The sequence below is a fragment of the Acuticoccus kandeliae genome (assembly GCF_003073115.1).
Window position 1 is genome coordinate 1378565 of the sequence record NZ_QBBV01000001.1, and the last position, 16188, is coordinate 1394752.

Below are 16188 nucleotides of genomic sequence, written 5' to 3' on the forward strand. Positions count from 1 at the left end.
CGCTCGCAAGCGCTGCGAGGACCCATGCCCACCATCACCTATATCACCCACGACGGCGAAACCCATAAGGTCGAGGCCGACACCGGATCGACCGTCATGGAAGCGGCGGTGCGATCCATGGTTCCGGGGATCGACGCCGAGTGCGGGGGCGCCTGCGCGTGCGCGACGTGCCACGTCTATGTCGACGAGGCCTGGCGCGATACAGTCGGCGGGCCGTCGCCGATGGAGGAGGATATGCTGGATTTCGCGTTCGAGGTGAATGAGGGCTCGCGCCTGTCCTGCCAGATCAAGATCACCGACGCCCTCGACGGGCTCGTGGTCAAGGTTCCCGAGCGTCAGGCCTGATGAGCGGGACCGCGATCAACCCCCCGATCGAAACCGACATTCTGATTGTCGGGGCCGGGCCGGTCGGTCTGTTCGCGGTGTTCGAGCTCGGCCTGATGGACATGCGGGCCCATCTCGTCGACATCCTCGACAAGCCCGGCGGCCAGTGCGCCGAGCTTTATCCCGAAAAGCCGATATACGACATTCCGGCCTACCCGGTGATCTCCGCCCAGGGCCTCGTCGATCAGCTCATGGCGCAGATCGCGCCCTTCGACCCCCAGTTCCATTTCGGCCAGATGGTCACCGCGCTGACCCGGCGCGAGGACGGCGCCTTCCTCGTGGAGACCGACGCCGGCACGCACTTCCTCGCCAAGGTGGTCGTGATCGCGGCCGGCGGCGGCTCGTTCCAGCCCAAGCGCCCCCACATCCCGACGATCGAGGATTATGAGGGGACGAGTGTCTTCTATTCCGTGCGGCGGATGGACGATTTCGCCGGCGAGCGCCTCGTGATCGTGGGCGGCGGCGACTCCGCCATCGACTGGGCGCTGAACCTCCAGCCCGTCGCCGAGCGGGTGACGATCGTCCACCGGCGCGACCAGTTCCGCGCCGCGCCCGACAGCGTGAACAAGATGCGCGCGCTCGTCGCGGACGGGGCGATGGACTTCCTGATCGGCCAGGTGAGCGCCATCGGCGGTGCGGACGGCGCGCTCCAGACGCTGACCGTCGCGACGGGGGACGGCGAGGTGACGATCCCCGCGACCCGCGTCCTCCCCTTCTTCGGCCTCACCATGAAGCTCGGCCCGATCGCGGACTGGGGTCTGAACCTTGAGGAAAATCTCATCCCGGTCAGCACCGAGACGTTCCAGACCTCGGAGCCCGGCATCTTCGCCATCGGCGACATCAACACCTATCCCGGCAAGCTGAAGCTGATCCTGTCCGGGTTCCACGAAGCGGCGCTGATGGCCCAGGCGGCGAAGCGCATCGTCTCGCCCGAGGAGCGGATCGTGTTCCAGTACACCACGAGTTCAACCAAGCTGCAGAAGAAGCTGGGCGTCGCCTGATGCCGAGCGTCGTCTCCGATGGCGTGACCATCGACTATCTCGACGAGGGCGAGGGCCCGGCGGTCCTCCTGATCCACGGCTTCGCGTCGAACCGGATGGTGAACTGGGTCAACACGTCCTGGACGAGCCAGCTGAAGCGCGCCGGCTATCGCGTGCTCGCGCTCGACAATCGCGGCCACGGCAAGTCCGAGAAGCTCTACGACCCGGCCCGATATCGCGCCGAGATGATGGCGGCGGACGCGATCGCCGTCCTCGACGGGGCGGGCGTCGAGAAGGCGGCGCTCTTCGGCTACTCGATGGGCGCGCGCATCGCAGCCTTCGCGGCCGTCGCGGCGCCCGACCGGCTCTGGGCGCTCGTGATCGCGGGCCTTGCGAGCAATCTCATCGCCGGGATCGGCGGCAGCGAGTCGATCGCCGAGGCGCTCGAGGCCCCTTCCGTCGAGGACATTCCGGACGAGGCGGCGCGCGCCTTCCGCGTCTTCGCCGGGCAGACGGGGGGCGACCGGCAGGCGCTCGCCGCCTGCATCCGCGCCTCGCGCCAGGCCTTCAGCGCGGAGAGCGCGGCCTCCATCCGCGTGCCGACCCTTGTCGTCGCCGGCGAGAACGACGATATCGCCGGATCGGCGGACGAACTCGCGGCGTTGATCCCGGGCGCGAAGGCGCTCACACTCCCCGGCCGGGACCATATGAGCGCGGTGGGCGACAAGCTCCACAAGAGCGAGGTCGTCGCATTCCTGGATGCCGCCCGCTTGTGATTTGCCGTGACCGGCCCGCTTGCTTATGTCCTTGCGGGCCCGGCTGGAGAAGTTGTCATGAGCGAACCCGCTATCATCCTTTCGCATGATCCCGTGTGGCGCCGCGTCCGCACGGAGGCCGAGGCGATCGCCAAGCATGAACCGGCGCTGGCGGGCTTCGTCTACGGCACGGTGCTCGACCAGCCGACGCTGGAAGACGCCATCGCCGAGCGCGTGGCGAACCGCCTTCAGGACCCGCACCTCCATTCGACCCACATCCGCAACGCCTTCCGCGAGGCGCTGGAGGACGATCCGGACCTCGCCGACATCTTCCGCGCCGACATCCTCGCCGTGTTCGACCGCGACGCGGCGTGCGAGCGGACGATCGAGCCCATTCTCTATTTCAAGGGCTTCCAGGCGCTCGCCGCCCACCGCGTCGCCCACTCGCTGTGGACCCGCGGCCAGCGCGACTTCGCGCTGATGATGCAGAGCCGCTCCTCGGCCGAGTTCCAGGTGGACATCCATCCGGCGGTGCCGATGGGGCGCGGCATCTTCATCGACCACGCGACCGGGGTGGTGATCGGCGCGACGGCCCGTCTCGGCAACGACGTCTCGCTCCTCCAGGGCGTGACGCTCGGCGGCACCGGCAAGGAGCGGGGCGACCGCCATCCGAAGATCTCCTCCGGCGTCCTCGTCGGGGCGGGGGCGAAGATCCTCGGCAATTTCGAGATCGGCGCGTGCTCGCGCGTCGCGGCGGGCTCCGTGGTCCTCTCGGCCGTCCCGCCCAACGTGACGGTGGCGGGCGTGCCCGCGCGCATCGTCGGCGCGGCCGGCTGCAGCGAGCCCTCGCGCACGATGGACCAGATCCTCGCCGACTTCGCCGACGAGCGCTGAGCCGCCGGCGCGGCCCGGTCCGCGCCAATCATTGGTTGTGAATTTGCGAAAGTTCGCGTGGAAAAGGCGCGCGGTGCGTGGTTGTCTCGACCGCGCGTCTGCAAAAGGCCGTTCCAACGGTTGATCGCCGCGGCGGCATCGGGCAGCGTGCCGCTCGACAGCGCGGCCGTGGCCGCGCGGGACCAGTGTAAATCAGAGAGATTGGAGTCGAGGGTGAAAAAGGCAGAGCTTGAGAAACTGCAAGCGTATATGCGGCGCACCTTCGCCAACGACACGCTGTCCGTGCGCGCCCGTCCGCGCAAGGACGATTCCGCAGAAGTCTATCTCGGCGAAGAATTCATCGGCGTCCTCTATCGCGACGAGGACGAGGGGGAGCTGTCGTGGAACTTCACGATGGCGATCCTGGAAGTCGATCTCGAAGGCGCCTGACCGGCGCCCCTTCGGTGCTCTATCGCCTCGAGGGGATCGCGCCCGAATGTGACCCGCGGTCGTGGGTGGCCCCGACCGCGGCCGTGATCGGGCGTGTCCGGCTCGGCCCCACCGCTTCGGTGTGGTGGGGTGCGGTCCTGCGCGGCGACGCGGACTGGATCGAGCTCGGCGAGGGCGCCAACGTCCAGGACAACTCGGTCTGCCATACCGATATCGGCGTGCCCCTCACGATCGGGCCGCACGTCACCGTCGGCCATCGCGCGATCCTGCACGGCTGCACGATCGGGCAGGGCGCGCTGATCGGCATGGGGGCGACCGTTCTCAACCACGCCGTCATTGGCGAGAAGGCGCTGATCGGCGCCAACGCGCTGGTGCCGGAAGGGAAGATCATCCCGCCCGGCACGCTCGCGGTCGGGGCGCCGGCGCGCGTCGTGCGCGACCTCACCGAGGCCGAGATCGCGCGGATCGCGGGCGGCACGCGCTGGTACATCGACAACGCCGTGCGCTATTCCACCGCTTGCGAACCGCTCTGATCCGCCCAATGTGGTCGGCATGATCCCCACCGGCGCCGCAAGGCGCGCCCTCCGACACACGCAAGGCGGCCCGACCCTCATGCCAGCGCGACGGACCGTTCCGCCCACCCGCCTTCGTCCGGCCAGCTGATGCCCCACATTCCCCAGATCAAGCGGGACGATTCGGCCGCACCCCCCGCGGACCTTCCGCCCGGCCACCCGCCCTCCCACACGGACGACGGGCCGCCTCCGCGCCCCCCGCGCGAGCCGCTCTTCATGATGCCGGGCGCGGTGGTGGCGATGATCGGGCTGATGATCATCGTCCACCTCGTGCGCGCGACGCTGAGCTTTCGCGAGGATCTCAACGTCCTCGCCCTCTTCGCCTTCGTCCCGGCCCGCTATGGCGGCGACCTTGTCGGCTTCCCCGGCGGCGTCGCGGCGGACGTGTGGACCTTCTTCACCTACGCGCTGCTCCACGGCTCGTGGGCGCACATCATCACCAACGCGGTCTGGCTCCTGATCTTCGGCACCGCCGTCGCGCGCCGTTTCGGCCCGCTGCGCTTCTGGCTCTTCTCGGCCGCCGCGGCGGCGGGCGGTGCGGCGCTCCACCTCGTCTTCCACATGGGGGAGGCGGTGCCCGTCGTCGGCGCGTCCGCGGCGATCGCGGGGCAGATGGCGGCCGCCGCGCGCTTCGTCTTCGAGGGGCGCGGCCCGCTCGGCCTCGGGCGGGGCGGGGACGATGCGTCCTATCGCCGCCCGGCGCGCTCGCTGAGCGGCATCTTCCAGAACAAGACCGCGCTCGTCTTCATCGTGCTGTTCTTCGGCATGAATATCCTGATCGGGCTCGGCGGCTCGGTCGCCGGCGGCGGCGTCTCGATCGCCTGGGAAGCCCACCTCGGCGGGTTTCTGGTGGGCCTCTTCGCGTTCCGATTGTTTGATCCGGTGAGGCAGTAGGCAATTTCGCCAAATTGTGGGAGCATCCTCATACAACCAAGAACCGATGGGGAGGTCCCGTAATGAGTGTAAAGACGATCCTTCGGGGGAAGGGTGGCGACCTGTTCACAATGCCGCCCCACGCCACGCTTCAAACGGTTGCCGAGGAATTGGCGAAGCGGCGCATCGGCGCCCTCCTCATCATGGAAGGCGGCCATCTCGCCGGCATCCTGTCCGAACGCGACCTCGTGCGCGTCATCGCCCGCGAGGGGCCGGGCGTGCTTTCCTCGCCCGCATCCTCCGCGATGACCGCGAAGGTCGAGACCTGCACGATCGACGATTCGATCCATGACGTGATGAGCCGCATGACCGCGAGCCGCTTCCGCCACATGCCGGTGGTGGAGGACGGGCGCCTCGTCGGCGTGATCTCGATCGGCGACGTCGTGAAGGAGCGGATCGAGGAGGCCGAGCGCGAGCGCGACGACATGCAGGCCTACATCCACTCGGTCTGATCCGAGAGAAACCGCGCCGGGGCGGGGGCCGTGGCCCTCGCACCTTGACGCGGCGGCGGGCGTCGATCACCCGTGAACGCGACAGAGTGAGCGCAAAGGGCGATCGATGTTCCGCGACTATCTGGGGGATGTCGCCGATGGGCGGCTCGGCCGCGGCCGGTTCATCCTCCTCTGGCTCATCTCGGGGATCGTGCTGGTCCTCGTCCTCTTCGCCGCGCTCCTCGCCTTCGGCCTCCTCGGCACGGCGATGGCCCGCATGGGCGGCGATCCGGGGCAGCCCCTCTTCATCGACATGGCGCCGGTGCCGCTCCTCATCGCGATGGCGGTGATCGTCGCCGGTTACCTCTTCGCCAACCTCAACATCGTCGCCAAGCGCGCCCGCGATATCGGGCTGCCCGGCTGGCTGATCGCCTTCGGCTACGCCCTCGTCTACGGCGCGACGATCCAGCTCGGCGACCAGGGGACGACGATCGGGGCGGGCCTCCTCATCGCGATCGTGCTCGCCCTCGTCCCCGGCCGGCGCCGCGAGACGGACGCGCCCTGAGGCGCGGCGGGCGGGCGGGCGGGCTCAGCCTCAGCCGACCCGCGTCAGCGCCCCGTCCGGGCCGACCGCGCGATAGAAGCAGGAGCGGGCGCCGGTGTGGCAGGCCCCGCCATCGCCCCCCACCGAGACGCGCAGCAGGATCGCGTCCTGGTCGCAATCGACGCGCATCTCCACCACCGTCTGGATCTGGCCGGACGTCTCGCCCTTCTTCCACAGGCTTTTGCGCGAGCGGCTATAATAATGCGCGATCCCGGTCTCGATCGTTGCGGCGAGGGCGGCGCGGTCCATATGAGCGAGCATCAGCACCTCGCCGGATGCCGCGTCCACCGCCAGCGCGGTGACGAGCCCGTCGGGTCCGAATTTGGGGGAGAGCGTGTCGCCCAGCTCCTGAACGGCCTTGTCGGGGGAGGGGGCGGGGAAGTCGCGCACGGCGTGAACCCTTCGTCTTTCGGTGGCGTTGGCGCTGTCCTATATGGGGAAAGCGGAGGATCGTTATGCTCAGCGACCTTTATAACGACAAGATACTCGGCTTTGCCGCCAACATCCCGCGCCTCGGCCGTCTGGATGATCCGGACGGGTCGGCGACCCATCGTTCGCGCCTGTGCGGCAGCCAGGTGACGGTGGACGTGAAGATGAAGGACGGCGTCGTCATCGACTTCGCGCACGACGTGAAGGCGTGCGCGCTCGGCCAGGCCTCGTCCTCGATCATGGCGAGCCATGTCATCGGCGCGACCATCCCCGAGCTCGAAGAGGTCGAGCGCGAGATGACCGCGATGCTGAAGGAGAACGGCCCCCCGCCGACCGGCCGCTGGGCCGATCTCGCCTATCTGGAGCCGGTGCGCGAGCACAAATCCCGCCACGCCTCGACGCTTCTCACCTTCGGGGCGACGCTCGAAGCGGCGCGCAAGGCCGCCCAGGTCGCCGAGGCGGCGTGAGGCCGGTCGCCGCGCTGCTGCGCGGCCTCATCTACATCTATCGCGTCATCCTGTCGCCGCTCCTCGGACGGCAATGCCGATACCTTCCCACCTGCTCCCAGTATGGTGACGAGGCGATCAAGCGCTATGGCGCGTGGGTCGGCGCGTGGCTCACCCTGGCGCGGATCCTGCGGTGCAATCCGTTCGGCGCGTCGGGCTTCGACCCCGTGCCCGACCTGCCGCCCGACGCCTGGCGCCGCCCCTGGCGTCATGCGCGCTGGAGCGCGGCCCATATCGACCCGGCGACGCGGCTCGACCTCTGAACCCGATTGCATTGGCCGCCCGACCCGTTAGATAGAGCCCACCTACCTGCATCCGTAGGCAGCGAGTGGGCGAGAGACCATGATCAACGTGACCTTCCCCGACGGGGCGTCCCGCCAGTACGAATCTGGCATTTCCGGCGCGGATATCGCCGCTTCCATCTCCAAGTCGCTGGCCAAGAAGACGATCGCGATGACCGTCGACGGCGAGCTCGCGGATCTCGCCGATCCGATCGACCGCGACGTTGCGCTCCGCTTCGTCACGCGGGCGGACGACGAGGCGCTCGGCCTCATCCGTCACGATGCGGCGCACGTCATGGCCGAGGCCGTGCAGGCACTCTGGCCCGGCACGCAGGTGACGATCGGCCCCGTGATCCGCGACGGTTTCTATTACGACTTCTACCGCGACACTCCCTTCACCACCGACGATCTGCCGAAGATCGAGGCGAAGATGCGCGAGATCATCGCGGCGAACCGGCCCTTCACCAAGGAAGTGTGGCCGCGCGACAAGGCGCGCGACACGTTCGCCGCGATGGGCGAGGGCTTCAAGGTCGAGCTCGTGGACGCGATCCCCGAGGACCAGGACGTCAAGATCTACAAGCAGGGCGACTGGTTCGACCTCTGTCGCGGGCCGCACATGGTCTCGACCGGCCAGGTGGGCGACGCGTTCAAGCTGACGAAGGTCGCGGGCTCCTATTGGCGCGGTGATTCCAACCGCGAGGTGCTGACGCGCATCTACGGCACCGCCTGGGCCGAAAAGAAGCAGCTCGACGCCTACGTCACGATGCTGGAGGAGGCCGAGAAGCGCGACCATCGCCGCCTCGGCCGCGAGATGAACCTCTTCCACTTCCAGGAGGAGGCGCCCGGCGCCGTGTTCTGGCACCAGAATGGCTGGCGCCTGTTCCAGACGATGATCAACTACATGCGCCGCCGCCAGAACGTGGCGGGCTATGAGGAGATCAACACGCCGGAGCTGATGGACCAGGAGCTGTGGCGCCTGTCCGGCCATCTCGAGAAGTTCGGCGACGGCATGTACCTGACCGACCCGAAGGACGAGAAGATCTTCGCCATCAAGCCGATGAACTGCCCTGGCCACGTGCAGGTCTTCAAGAACGGGTTGAAGAGCTATCGCGATCTGCCGGAGAAGGTCGCCGAGTTCGGCAAGGTGCACCGCTACGAGCCGTCGGGCGCGCTCCACGGCCTGATGCGCGTGCGCGCCTTCACGCAGGACGACGCGCACATCTTCTGCACCGAGGAGCAGATCACCGAGGAGTGCCTGAAGGTCAACGACCTCATCCTCTCGATCTACTCCGACTTCGGCTTCGACAATATCGACATCAAGTTCTCCGACCGCCCCGAAAAGCGCGTCGGCACGGACGAGGTGTGGGACCAGGCCGAGGCCTCGCTGAAGAAGGTGCTGGACTCGACCGGCCGTCCGTGGGGCCTCAACAAGGGCGAGGGCGCGTTCTACGGGCCGAAGCTCGAATACACGCTGCGTGACGCGATCGGCCGCGAGTGGCAGTGCGGCACGCTCCAGGTCGACTTCAACATGCCGGGCCGTCTCGGCGCGTTCTATATCGGCCCGGACGGCGAGAAGCACGTGCCGGTGATGCTCCACCGCGCGCTCTTCGGCTCGCTGGAGCGCTTCCTCGGCATCCTGATCGAGAACTTCGCCGGCCACCTGCCGCTGTGGCTCTCGCCGATGCCGGTGAAGGTCGCGACGATCGTCTCCGACGTCGACGACTATGCGCGCGAGGTCGCGGCCGCGCTCCACGCCGCCGGCCTCGTCGCGGAGACGGACCTGCGCAACGAGAAGATCAACTACAAGGTCCGCGAGCATTCGACGGCGAAGGTGCCGGTGATCCTCGTCGTCGGCCATCGCGAGGCGGAGGAGGGGACGGTGAACGTGCGCCGCCTCGGCTCGCGCGATTCGAAGACGGTGCCGCTCGACGAGATCGTGGCCGAGCTCGCCTACGAGGCGATGGCCCCGGACCTCAAGCGTGCGCTGGAGGCCCAGCGCGGCGCGACCCGGTCCGACCAGCGCATCGACGTCGTCGAGGTGTTCGAGGGCTTCGTCGTCAATGACGGCGCTGAGGGCCTCTCGAGCGACGTGTTCGAGCATCGCGAAGAGGCCGTCGAGATGGCGCGCCGCATCCTCACCGAACGCGGCGGCGGCATCGCCACCGTCTCGACCCTCGCGGGCGAGACGGAGCGGATGACGGTCGACCCGGCGGAGTAGTCCGCCGGACCCGCTTGCGGGGCGGCATCGGAACCAACCTTCTTGCTAGGGTGATTGTCTAAAGGACAGCACCCGCAAGGAGGGATCGATGGTCCCCGCAAGTCTTCACTTTATTTCCATCGCCTCGCTGGTGATCGCGGTCGTGTGCGCGGCCGTGGTCGCCGTCGATGTCGTGCGTCGTCCCCAGCACATGGGGATCATGAACGTCGTGTGGCCGGTGGTGATGCTCTTCCTCATCCTGCCCGGCATCTGGTTCTACTGGCGTTATGGCCGCGCGGCGCCGCCCGAGCACGCCATGGCGGACGCGGGGATGGCCCATGCCGGGATGGCCCACGCCGGGATGAGCCATGCCGGGATGAGCCACGCAGGGATGGGCGAGGGCGCGCCGATGGGCGGCGGCCGGCCGATGGCGGCGCAGGCGCCGACGCCGTTTCCGGTCTCCGTCGCCAAGGGGGCGCTCCATTGCGGGGCCGGCTGCACGGTCGGCGACATCCTCGCCGAGATCCTGATGTTCCTGGTGCCGTCGATCGCGCTGGCGTTCGGCTACCAGTCGCTCTTTTCGGAGCGGATCTTCGCCGTCTGGGTGTTCGACTTCATCCTCGCCTTCGGCTTTGGCATCGTCTTCCAGTATCTCGCGATCGTGCCGATGCGCGGGCTCGGCTTCGTCGAGGGGATCGTCGCGGCGCTGAAGGCGGACGCGCTGTCGCTGACGGCGTGGCAGGTCGGCATGTACGGCGTGATGGGGATCGCGCACTTCTGGCTGTTCGGCGCGGTCTTCGGCGTGCCGCTCGAGGCGTCCATGCCGGAATTCTGGTTCTTCATGCAGGTCGCGATGCTGGCGGGGCTCGCCACGAGCTACCCCGCCAACTGGTTCCTCCTGAAGGCCGGCATCAAGGAGGTGATGTAGCGGCGCGCCGAAGCGCGCCGCCGCGCGTCCTGCGGCTCACTTCGCCGCGAGGAATTCCGGCACGGAGAGGAGGAAGAACTCGTTGTTCATCGCCTCGTCGAGCTGGCGGCCCGAGGAGAAGGGCAGGTTGTTGTCGGTGCCGACGAGGATGTGCGTGTCGTCGATCTTCATGACGTCCTCGATCGTGAAGAACGGCACGGTGTAGGTCCCGCTCATGTCGCGGTCGGCGGCCGTGTCGAGGAGGGCGAGGCCGTTCGGATCGTCGATGTTCATGAGGTCGATGTGGCCGATGCGGCGCACGGTGCCGTCCTCGTGGACGTCGGCGGTGTCGATGAGGACGATGCGCTTGATCATCGCCGGGTTCGGGAAGCAGTCCGGCGTCGCCTCGCCTTCGCACTTCAGGCTCGGGTCGCCTTCGCCATTGTCACGCTCGATGACGAGGGCGCGGGTCTCGTCGATGAAGTTGAAGTCGCCGATCGCGGTGGCGCCGTCGGCGAGCGGGAACTTGATGACCTCGCCCGTCCACTCGGTGGTCTTCGGGTCGAAGGCCATGACGGTGAGGACCGGCTCGCCGGCCGCGCCCGTCTCGTCCATGAGCGGCTTCTCGAGCATCGCCCAGAGGAGGCCGGTGCCCGGCTGGAGCGCCATGCCCTCATAGCCACCGGAGCGGGCGACGCGGAAATCCTTGCCGGCGACGGCCGGGACGCGCACGGACGGGTTGTCCGGGCCCTTGAGGACCGCGCCGTCGAGGATCGTCGGGTAGACGCCGGTGACGACGCCGTCCTTGGTCGCGCGGATGATGTAGGGGCCGAACTCGTCGCCGATGAAGATCTCGTCGCCGACGATCTGGAGGCTCTCGGTGTCGAAATCGGAGCCGGTGAGGTAGCGCTCCTTCGTGCCTTCATAGGCGATGCGGAAGGGGACGACCTTGTTCGGGTCCTTCAGGAAGATGGTCTCCTTCACCGAGATGGCACCGTTCTCGAGGTCCGGCGTCAGCTTGTGGAAGAAGAGGAGCGTGTCGGGGCTGTTGGCCTTGGAGCCGAAGCCGTTGTCGGTCAGCGCGTAGATCGAGCCGTCCTCGGCGCGCTCCATCGCGAAGCCGGAGAAACCCTGGAGGGGCTGGCCGATGAAGGGGAAGAAGAGGCCCGTGCCGCGCTTGCCGTGGAAGGCGCCGACATCGCCCTCGACGCTCATCGGGGCGTCGATGCGGTTGTCGCCGCCGGCGAACTTGCCGCTGATCCAGGCGTCGGCCGGCGCATCGGCCGGGGGCGTGATCAGCGACAGGGCCGGGATGTAGGCGTGGCCGGCGAGGGTCGCCGGGAACACGGTTTCGTCCTGCGCGAGGGCAGGAGCCAGCATCAGCGCCGAAAGCGCCACCGCGAGACCGGTGTGACGAAGCATGGAAACTCTCCATTGCGTGATTGGTGCCGATGCCGGTAGCGGCTGCCATTGACGGGCCGATGACTGTTCTTTGACAGTTCGGCAAAGCCCCATATCTCTTGCATCTCGGCAGCCTCGGGAGGTCGTCATGCACGTGTTCATCGCCGGTGCGGGGCCGGTCGGTCTGAGCGCCGCGATCGCGCTCATCGGTCGTGGCCATCGTGTGACGATCGCGGACCGCGACCCCGGCATCACCGACGAGTCGCGCGCCGTCGCGGTGAACCACAACTCGCTGACCCTGCTTGCCCCATCCGGCGCCGCCCAGCGCATCCTGGAGACCGGGCAGCGCGTGCGGCGCGTGCGGATCATGCGCGACGGGGCGGTGCTGTCGCGCATCAAGGTGCCCGGCCAGGACCGGCGCTGGCCGACGATGGTGGCGCTGCCCCAGAGCGCGACCGAGGGCATCATGGCGGAGGTGCTGGCGCGGATCGGCGGCTCCGTCCGCTGGAACACGGAGCTGAAGACGATCACCCAGTCCGATCGCGGCGTCTCTGCCACCCTTGCCGACCGCGAGACGGGCGAGACCAGCGCGGTGGAGGCCGATTTCGCGCTCGGCGCAGAGGGCTCTCACAGCGCGACGCGCACCGCCCTCGGCATCGCCTTCGAGGGGCGCGTCCTCCCGAACGATTGGAGCCTCGCCGACATCACCTGCGACTGGCCCTACGAGGAGGACGCGTGCGCGGTTCTCGGCGAGAGGGGCGAGATCAACTTCTTCATCACGCTCGGCAACGGGCGCTTCCGCGCGATCGGCAACCATCCGGACGTGCTTGGCGTCGCGCGCGGCATGATGAATGTGCGCGAGGTCCATTGGGCGAACCCGTTCACCGTCAATCTGCGCGTCGCGGCGGCGATGGGGCGGGGGCGGATCGCGATCGCCGGGGACGCCGCGCACACCCATTCGCCGGTCGGCGGGCAAGGGATGAATCTCGGTATCGCCGACGCGTTCTCCTTCGCCGACGCCGCGGACGAGGGTGACCTCGCGCCTTATTTCGCCGCCCGCCCGCGCCATGCGCGGCGCATCGTCGGCGGCACCGACCGGGCCTATCGCCTCCTGTCGTCCACGTCGCCGGCGGCGCGCCTCGCGCGCGACACGCTGTTGCGCGGTGCCGGCGTCGTCACGCGTCTTTTGATTTAGGAGCCATTGGGGGCGGGCGCCGATTGCGCCATGTTAGGGAAAGAGGCGCTCAAGGAGATTGAGATGGTCGACGACGATCGACGCCCGAAGAAGGACGCACCCGAGCCGTCGACGCCCGCGAAGGACGCCCCGCCCGTGCCGGAGGATCCGGTGCTGACGGACGAGGAACTCGACGAGGCGTTGGACGAATCCTTCCCGGCCAGCGATCCGCTGCCGCCGCCGACGCACACCGGCCGGCACGACTGAGGCGCGCGGGTCCTGTCCTCCCTGTCCCCGATGCCGGCGCGGTTCGCCGCGGCCGCGCTTGTCGCCGTGTGGCTCGTCGCGATCGCGGCGGCCGCACCCGCCGCCGCCTGTGGCGCCCGTGAGGAGGCCTGCGAGACGCCGCTCGGCACCTATCATGTGATGGCCCCCGCCGGGACGGGCGGCGCACCACGTCCGACCTTCATCTACTTCCACGGCGCGGGCGGCAGCGGCGCGACGATCTTCGACGCCGATTTCGCCGCGGCCCTCGTCGCGCGCGGTTATGTCGTGATCGCGCCGAACGGGCTCCAGCGGCCGGACAGCCGCTTCGGCCCCGGCTGGTTCTTCCGTCCGGAGAGCCCGGGCCTCCGGGATGAGCTCGCCTTCACGCGCGAGATCATCGACGACGCGGTCGCCCGCCACGGGGTGGACCGGTCACGCATCATCTTGACCGGCTATTCGATCGGCGGCTCGCTCGTCTGGTATCTCGCCTGCCGCGACGCGGACCTCGCCGCGCTCTACACGCCCTATGCGGGCGGCTTCTGGCGGCCGATCCCCACCACCTGCGACGGCCCGATCCGGATGCTCCACACCCACGGCTGGCGCGACCAGACGGTGCCGCTGGAAGGACGGCCGCTGCGCGATGGGGCGATCTACCAGGGCGACATCTTCGAGGGGCTCGCGCGCTGGCGCGAGGTCAATGGCTGCGACCTCCTGCGGGCCGACCAATTCGAGACGGAGGGGCGCTACTGGCGCCGCCGCTGGACCTCGTGCACCGCGGGCGACCTGGAACTCGCCCTTTGGCCGGGCGGCCACACCCCGCCGGACGCCGAGTGGGCCGGGATGGCCGCCGACTGGGTCGAGGCGCGCTTCGCCGGCGAGGCGACGCGCTGAGGCTCAGACCCGCATCAGCACCATGCCGCCGAGGATCAGCGTCGCGGCGGTCCAGCGCCACCGCCCGGCGCTCTCGCCGAGGATGAGGACGCCGATGAGGAGGGCGAAGAGGACGCTGGATTCCCGCAGCGCCGCCACCAGCGCGACCGGCGCGCGCGTGAACGCCCAGATCGCCACCCAGTAGGAGCCGAGCGAGAGCGCGCCCGCGAGAATGCCGGGCCGCCACGCGGTCGAAAGACGCGTGAAGGCGACCCACCCGCGCGTCGCCGCCGCGAAGGTGCTGATGAAGAGGCTGTCGAGCACGAAGAGCGCCATCGTGAAGCCGGACGCCGTCTCCGAAAGGCGCGCGCCAACCGCGTCCGCCAGCGTGTAGCTCGCGGTGAAGCACGCGGTGGCGAGAGCATAGGCGATCGCCTTCGGGGGCGTGCGCCCGCGCGCCGCTCCGCCGCGCAGCGACATGGTGATCACCCCGAGCGCGATGGTGAGGACGGCGATGCCGCCGGTGAGGCTGAGATCCTCGCCGAGGAAGAGCGCGCCGACGATCGCGACCATCATGGACGCTGCGCCGCGTGCGAGGGGGTAGACCTGCGCGAGATCGCCGTGCGCGTAGGCGCGGATGAGGAAGAGCTTGTAGCCGGTGTGGAGGAGACCGGAGAGGACGAGCCACGGCCACGCCTCTCGCGCCGGGAACGGAAAGACGGCGAGGAGGACGAGCGCGATCACGCCCTGCGCGATCGACAGCATCAGGATCGCGGAGAAGCGGTCGAGCCCGACCTTCACGACCGCATTCCAGCTCGCGTGCATCAGGGCGGCGGCGAGGATCGCGAGGAAGGTGAGTGTGTCGAGGGATGGGGCTGTGTCCATTCCGCTCACATGCGGCACGAAGGACCGCCAGCCAACCGAATATATCGAAGCTAGTTCGTGAGTTTTACGCACGAAGGAGCTGGCTCGCCCCGACGCCGCTTGCTAGGCTCCGGCCCCAACCAGGACAGGGCCTCAGTTGGGGTCAGACCCGGTCGAAATGCGCTGCGGAAGGCGAGGCGGGACATGCCAGGCATATTCGACGAGGCTTCCGCCCGCAGATCGGCCGGTTCCGGCCAACCCTTCGGGCGGCACCCCGGCTTGCCGTCGCGGCGTTGCGCGGCCTTGAAAACCGGCCAGGTTTCTTGTGACGACGCGCCTTGCCACGACAAGCCGAGGCGGCGCGCAGGTCCAGCCCTGATTGGGGCCGGAGCCTAGGATCGTCCATGCGCCGCGCCCTCCCATCCCTCGTCGCGCTGCGCGCCTTCGAGGCGACGGCGCGGCAGGGCCGCATGAAGGACGCAGGCGACGAGCTTGGCGTCACCCACAGCGCGATCAGCCGCCATGTGCGCGGGCTCGAGGCCGCGCTCGGCGTGCGCCTCTTCGACGGGCCGCGCAACGCGCTCGTCCTCACCGAGGCGGGCCGCCTCCTCCTCACCCACCTCACCGAGGCGTTCGATCGGATCGAGACCGGGGTTCGCCTCGTGCGCGACGAGGGGGAGGGGACGCTCGACGTCTCCTGCCTCGGCACGCTGTCGCTGCGCTGGCTGATCCCCCGGCTCGACCGCTTCGCACGGGCCCATCCCTCGATCGAAGTGCGGCTCACCCAGTCCGACGCCCCGGTCGACATCGCGCGCGAGCGGTCCGAGGTCGCGGTGCGCGTCGTGCGCGGGCCGGCGCCGGAGGGGGTCGTCGTGACGGAGCTCTTCGTCGAGCGGGTCGGCCCGGTGGTCTCACCCGCGCTCGCGGCGCGCGCGGGCGGCGACATCCTCGCCCTTCCCCGCCTCCACACCGAGACGCGCCGCAGCGCGTGGCCGGAATGGCTGGAGGCGACCGGGCGCACGGGCGCCGAGACCCAGAGTGCCGGCGCCGGCGCGACGTTCGACCATTTCTACTTCATGCTGGAGGGGGCGACGGGCGGCCTCGGCGTCGCGATCGCGCCAGAGATCCTCGTCCTCGACGATCTCGCCGCGGGCCGTCTCATCGCCCCGTTCGGATTCGTCGCGAGCGGCCGGCGCTATCTCGCGATGCGCCGGGCGGGCCGGCAGCGCAAGGCGGAGATCTTCTGCCGCTGGATCGGCGAGGAGGCGGCGACGACGGCCGGCCGCCTCGGCGCCGCGCCGGGCTAGCGG

General features: G+C 69.1%; 20 protein-coding genes. 17 read left to right on the top strand and 3 right to left on the bottom strand.

Annotated features, from left to right (window positions below):
* Positions 1 to 24 precede the first annotated feature (24 nt).
* The 9 genes from DBV35_RS06305 to DBV35_RS06345 all read left to right on the top strand — a co-directional run bounded on the left by DBV35_RS06305 (position 25) and on the right by DBV35_RS06345 (position 5943).
* Positions 25 to 345: a 2Fe-2S iron-sulfur cluster-binding protein gene (locus tag DBV35_RS06305; RefSeq protein WP_108659338.1), complete on the top strand. Its 321-nt coding sequence runs from the start codon at positions 25 to 27 to the stop codon at positions 343 to 345.
* The gene (locus DBV35_RS06310) at positions 345 to 1385 is read left to right on the top strand and encodes an NAD(P)/FAD-dependent oxidoreductase (RefSeq protein ID WP_108659339.1); all 1041 of its coding nucleotides are present in this window, start codon (positions 345 to 347) and stop codon (positions 1383 to 1385) included. Before DBV35_RS06305 ends, DBV35_RS06310 begins: the two co-directional genes overlap by 1 nt.
* Entirely contained in the window at positions 1385 to 2140 is a 756-nt protein-coding gene (locus DBV35_RS06315; protein WP_108659340.1) for an alpha/beta fold hydrolase, read from the top strand. Before DBV35_RS06310 ends, DBV35_RS06315 begins: the two co-directional genes overlap by 1 nt.
* 57 nt (positions 2141 to 2197) lie before the next feature.
* On the top strand, positions 2198 to 3013 hold the full coding sequence (gene cysE, locus DBV35_RS06320; protein ID WP_108659341.1) for a serine O-acetyltransferase: 816 nt from the start codon (positions 2198 to 2200) through the stop codon (positions 3011 to 3013).
* 168 nt (positions 3014 to 3181) lie between these two features.
* Positions 3182 to 3442: a DUF3126 family protein gene (locus DBV35_RS06325; protein WP_425428462.1), complete on the top strand. Its 261-nt coding sequence runs from the start codon at positions 3182 to 3184 to the stop codon at positions 3440 to 3442.
* A 14-nt stretch (positions 3443 to 3456) separates the two neighbouring features.
* Positions 3457 to 3975 carry a gamma carbonic anhydrase family protein gene (locus tag DBV35_RS06330; protein WP_108659343.1) on the top strand — a complete coding sequence of 173 codons (519 nt, stop codon included), beginning with the start codon at positions 3457 to 3459 and terminating at the stop codon, positions 3973 to 3975.
* A gap of 129 nt (positions 3976 to 4104) precedes the next feature.
* Entirely contained in the window at positions 4105 to 4908 is an 804-nt protein-coding gene (locus DBV35_RS06335; RefSeq protein WP_108659344.1) for a rhomboid family intramembrane serine protease, read from the top strand.
* 62 nt (positions 4909 to 4970) lie between these two features.
* On the top strand, positions 4971 to 5399 hold the full coding sequence (locus tag DBV35_RS06340; protein WP_108659345.1) for a CBS domain-containing protein: 429 nt from the start codon (positions 4971 to 4973) through the stop codon (positions 5397 to 5399).
* A 106-nt stretch (positions 5400 to 5505) separates the two neighbouring features.
* Entirely contained in the window at positions 5506 to 5943 is a 438-nt protein-coding gene (locus DBV35_RS06345) for a DUF805 domain-containing protein (RefSeq protein ID WP_108659346.1), read from the top strand.
* 30 nt (positions 5944 to 5973) lie between these two features.
* Here the strand turns inward: DBV35_RS06345 and hisI are convergent, their stop codons facing one another.
* Entirely contained in the window at positions 5974 to 6372 is a 399-nt protein-coding gene (gene hisI, locus DBV35_RS06350; RefSeq protein ID WP_108659347.1) for a phosphoribosyl-AMP cyclohydrolase, read from the bottom strand.
* 65 nt (positions 6373 to 6437) lie between these two features.
* Between hisI and DBV35_RS06355 the strand changes: the two genes are divergently transcribed.
* From DBV35_RS06355 to DBV35_RS06370, 4 genes are all read left to right on the top strand, one after another.
* The gene (locus tag DBV35_RS06355; protein ID WP_108659348.1) at positions 6438 to 6878 is read left to right on the top strand and encodes an iron-sulfur cluster assembly scaffold protein; all 441 of its coding nucleotides are present in this window, start codon (positions 6438 to 6440) and stop codon (positions 6876 to 6878) included.
* Complete coding sequence (gene yidD, locus DBV35_RS06360; protein WP_108659349.1) at positions 6875 to 7180, top strand: membrane protein insertion efficiency factor YidD; 306 nt, start codon at positions 6875 to 6877, stop codon at positions 7178 to 7180. The genes DBV35_RS06355 and yidD overlap by 4 nt, the downstream gene beginning before the upstream one ends.
* Positions 7181 to 7259: 79 nt before the next feature.
* Positions 7260 to 9416 (top strand): threonine--tRNA ligase, encoded by a 2157-nt coding sequence (gene thrS / locus DBV35_RS06365; protein ID WP_108659350.1) that lies wholly within the window; start codon positions 7260 to 7262, stop codon positions 9414 to 9416.
* An 88-nt stretch (positions 9417 to 9504) separates the two neighbouring features.
* A complete protein-coding gene (locus DBV35_RS06370) occupies positions 9505 to 10323 on the top strand; it encodes a DUF4396 domain-containing protein (RefSeq protein WP_108659351.1) in 819 nt (272 codons plus the stop codon).
* Positions 10324 to 10359: 36 nt separating this feature from the next.
* Here the strand turns inward: DBV35_RS06370 and DBV35_RS06375 are convergent, their stop codons facing one another.
* Complete coding sequence (locus DBV35_RS06375; RefSeq protein WP_108659352.1) at positions 10360 to 11724, bottom strand: esterase-like activity of phytase family protein; 1365 nt, start codon at positions 11722 to 11724, stop codon at positions 10360 to 10362.
* 127 nt (positions 11725 to 11851) lie between these two features.
* Between DBV35_RS06375 and DBV35_RS06380 the strand changes: the two genes are divergently transcribed.
* From DBV35_RS06380 to DBV35_RS06390, 3 genes are all read left to right on the top strand, one after another.
* Entirely contained in the window at positions 11852 to 12898 is a 1047-nt protein-coding gene (locus DBV35_RS06380; protein ID WP_108659353.1) for an FAD-dependent oxidoreductase, read from the top strand.
* A 63-nt stretch (positions 12899 to 12961) separates the two neighbouring features.
* Positions 12962 to 13144 (top strand): hypothetical protein, encoded by a 183-nt coding sequence (locus DBV35_RS06385; protein WP_108659354.1) that lies wholly within the window; start codon positions 12962 to 12964, stop codon positions 13142 to 13144.
* Positions 13145 to 13174: 30 nt separating this feature from the next.
* Complete coding sequence (locus DBV35_RS06390; RefSeq protein WP_108659355.1) at positions 13175 to 14035, top strand: CE1 family esterase; 861 nt, start codon at positions 13175 to 13177, stop codon at positions 14033 to 14035.
* Positions 14036 to 14038: 3 nt separating this feature from the next.
* Here the strand turns inward: DBV35_RS06390 and DBV35_RS06395 are convergent, their stop codons facing one another.
* On the bottom strand, positions 14039 to 14899 hold the full coding sequence (locus DBV35_RS06395) for an EamA family transporter (RefSeq protein WP_108659356.1): 861 nt from the start codon (positions 14897 to 14899) through the stop codon (positions 14039 to 14041).
* Between the two features lie 383 nt (positions 14900 to 15282).
* On the opposite strand from DBV35_RS06395, the gene DBV35_RS06400 reads away from it, so the two are divergent.
* Entirely contained in the window at positions 15283 to 16185 is a 903-nt protein-coding gene (locus DBV35_RS06400) for a LysR substrate-binding domain-containing protein (RefSeq protein WP_108659357.1), read from the top strand.
* Positions 16186 to 16188 lie beyond the last annotated feature (3 nt).

Bases quoted from the DNA above. Each gene is read 5' to 3' on its own strand.
- DBV35_RS06390 (WP_108659355.1), top strand. From the start codon at position 13,175: ATGCCGGCGCGGTTCGCCGCGGCCGCGCTTGTCGCCGTGTGGCTCGTC.
- DBV35_RS06395 (WP_108659356.1), bottom strand. From the start codon at position 14,899: ATGGACACAGCCCCATCCCTCGACACACTCACCTTCCTCGCGATCCTC.
- DBV35_RS06305 (WP_108659338.1), top strand. From the start codon at position 25: ATGCCCACCATCACCTATATCACCCACGACGGCGAAACCCATAAGGTC.
- DBV35_RS06400 (WP_108659357.1), top strand. From the start codon at position 15,283: ATGCGCCGCGCCCTCCCATCCCTCGTCGCGCTGCGCGCCTTCGAGGCG.
- DBV35_RS06375 (WP_108659352.1), bottom strand. From the start codon at position 11,724: ATGCTTCGTCACACCGGTCTCGCGGTGGCGCTTTCGGCGCTGATGCTG.
- DBV35_RS06310 (WP_108659339.1), top strand. From the start codon at position 345: ATGAGCGGGACCGCGATCAACCCCCCGATCGAAACCGACATTCTGATT.
- DBV35_RS06335 (WP_108659344.1), top strand. From the start codon at position 4,105: ATGCCCCACATTCCCCAGATCAAGCGGGACGATTCGGCCGCACCCCCC.
- DBV35_RS06355 (WP_108659348.1), top strand. From the start codon at position 6,438: ATGCTCAGCGACCTTTATAACGACAAGATACTCGGCTTTGCCGCCAAC.
- cysE (WP_108659341.1), top strand. From the start codon at position 2,198: ATGAGCGAACCCGCTATCATCCTTTCGCATGATCCCGTGTGGCGCCGC.
- DBV35_RS06370 (WP_108659351.1), top strand. From the start codon at position 9,505: ATGGTCCCCGCAAGTCTTCACTTTATTTCCATCGCCTCGCTGGTGATC.
- thrS (WP_108659350.1), top strand. From the start codon at position 7,260: ATGATCAACGTGACCTTCCCCGACGGGGCGTCCCGCCAGTACGAATCT.
- DBV35_RS06380 (WP_108659353.1), top strand. From the start codon at position 11,852: ATGCACGTGTTCATCGCCGGTGCGGGGCCGGTCGGTCTGAGCGCCGCG.
- DBV35_RS06315 (WP_108659340.1), top strand. From the start codon at position 1,385: ATGCCGAGCGTCGTCTCCGATGGCGTGACCATCGACTATCTCGACGAG.
- DBV35_RS06345 (WP_108659346.1), top strand. From the start codon at position 5,506: ATGTTCCGCGACTATCTGGGGGATGTCGCCGATGGGCGGCTCGGCCGC.
- DBV35_RS06385 (WP_108659354.1), top strand. From the start codon at position 12,962: ATGGTCGACGACGATCGACGCCCGAAGAAGGACGCACCCGAGCCGTCG.
- DBV35_RS06340 (WP_108659345.1), top strand. From the start codon at position 4,971: ATGAGTGTAAAGACGATCCTTCGGGGGAAGGGTGGCGACCTGTTCACA.